The organism is Oceanobacillus sp. Castelsardo, from assembly GCF_001659985.1.
Lineage (GTDB): Bacteria > Bacillota > Bacilli > Bacillales > Amphibacillaceae > Oceanobacillus.
Window position 1 is genome coordinate 1 of the sequence record NZ_LYCS01000019.1, and the last position, 1,507, is coordinate 1,507.

A 1,507-nucleotide genomic window follows, 5' to 3' on the forward strand; every position below is an offset into this window, starting at 1 on the left:
ATTGCTCGTTGCTCTACCGACTGAGCTAATGGCTCATAGAATGGTGCCGGCCAGAGGACTTGAACCCCCAACCTACTGATTACAAGTCAGTTGCTCTACCAATTGAGCTAGGCCGGCAAATGATAAATCTTTCAATGGTGGAGGGGGGCAGATTCGAACTGCCGAACCCAGAGGGAGCGGATTTACAGTCCGCCGCGTTTAGCCACTTCGCTACCCCTCCAACAATGGTGGCTCGGGACGGAATCGAACCGCCGACACACGGATTTTCAGTCCGTTGCTCTACCGACTGAGCTACCGAGCCAGATTAATAATTGGGTGGAATTGTAATTTAGATCTTGCCTATTATGATAGTTAGAAGTTAATTCAAAGAAGTAAACCTTTGCTCGTCGTGTTGCAAGTTATTTCTGAGAAGCAGCACTCCTCGCAAGCCTACAATATGAGGGCTATTTCAAGAAGTTTACGGCTTGCTCTATCGACTGAGCTACCGAGCCCTTATATTAAAGTCTATATAATTAAACATGGCGGTCCGGACGGGACTCGAACCCGCGACCTCCTGCGTGACAGGCAGGCATTCTAACCAACTGAACTACCGGACCACTATAATGATTACGCTTTATTAAAGGGATTTTTGGAAATAAAAAAACACTTATTAAAGCGTGTATTTTGGTTGCGGGGGCAGGATTTGAACCTACGACCTTCGGGTTATGAGCCCGACGAGCTACCAGACTGCTCCACCCCGCGATGTAAGAAAAACAAATTAAGCTTTTAATGGTGGAGGATACAGGGCTCGAACCTGTGACCCCCTGCTTGTAAGGCAGGTGCTCTCCCAGCTGAGCTAATCCTCCGACGCATAAGATGTGCTAGTGCATGTGTTGCGACAAACCTTTACGGTGGGACGAGATAATCGGAGTCCCAGTACGTCGCGTACTTAAATTCCTAGCCTAAAAATGGTGACCCGTACGGGATTCGAACCCGTGTTACCGCCGTGAAAGGGCGGTGTCTTAACCGCTTGACCAACGGGCCAATTAATTTTTTGCAAATAAATAACCCCACATCGCTTTTGGCCGATTAAAGCCAATTACTCGACCATTTGGATACTCTGTGGAGCGATTTAATGTAAAAAGGTGCCTAGCAACGTCCTACTCTCGCAGGGGGAACCCCCAACTACCATCGGCGCTGAAGAGCTTAACTTCTGTGTTCGGTATGGGAACAGGTGTGACCTCTCCGCCATCGCCACTAGACCTTATATATAAATGAAACTCAAGGTAAGTTATATACCTTCAAAACCAGATAAGATTTATAAGACATAAACATAAAGTATAGATAAGTCCTCGATCGATTAGTATTTGTCAGCTCCACGTGTCGCCACGCTTCCACCTCAAACCTATTAACCTCATCGTCTCTGAGGGATCTTACTCATTTAAAATGATGGGAAGTCTCATCTTGAGGGGGGCTTCATGCTTAGATGCTTTCAGCACTTATCCTTTCCACACGTAGCTACCCAGCT

At 46.9% G+C, this 1,507-nt stretch carries 7 tRNA genes and 2 rRNA genes; all 9 read right to left on the reverse strand.

Going from position 1 to position 1,507, the window contains the following annotated elements:
• Nucleotides 1-41: 41 nt before the first annotated feature.
• Nucleotides 42-117: transfer RNA gene (locus A9178_RS18135), tRNA-Thr, on the reverse strand.
• An 18-nt stretch (nt 118-135) separates the two neighbouring features.
• Nucleotides 136-220: transfer RNA gene (locus A9178_RS18140), tRNA-Tyr, on the reverse strand.
• Between the two features lie 5 nt (nt 221-225).
• Nucleotides 226-301, reverse strand: a tRNA-Phe gene (locus A9178_RS18145).
• Between the two features lie 218 nt (nt 302-519).
• Nucleotides 520-596, reverse strand: a tRNA-Asp gene (locus A9178_RS18150).
• Nucleotides 597-664: 68 nt separating this feature from the next.
• Nucleotides 665-741: transfer RNA gene (locus A9178_RS18155), tRNA-Met, on the reverse strand.
• 28 nt (nt 742-769) lie between these two features.
• Nucleotides 770-845 (reverse strand) — tRNA-Val (locus tag A9178_RS18160).
• Nucleotides 846-948: 103 nt separating this feature from the next.
• Nucleotides 949-1,023: transfer RNA gene (locus A9178_RS18165), tRNA-Glu, on the reverse strand.
• 103 nt (nt 1,024-1,126) lie between these two features.
• Nucleotides 1,127-1,241: ribosomal RNA gene (rrf, locus tag A9178_RS18170) — 5S ribosomal RNA — on the reverse strand.
• A 78-nt stretch (nt 1,242-1,319) separates the two neighbouring features.
• Nucleotides 1,320-1,507 (reverse strand): 23S ribosomal RNA (locus tag A9178_RS18175); the annotation flags it as partial.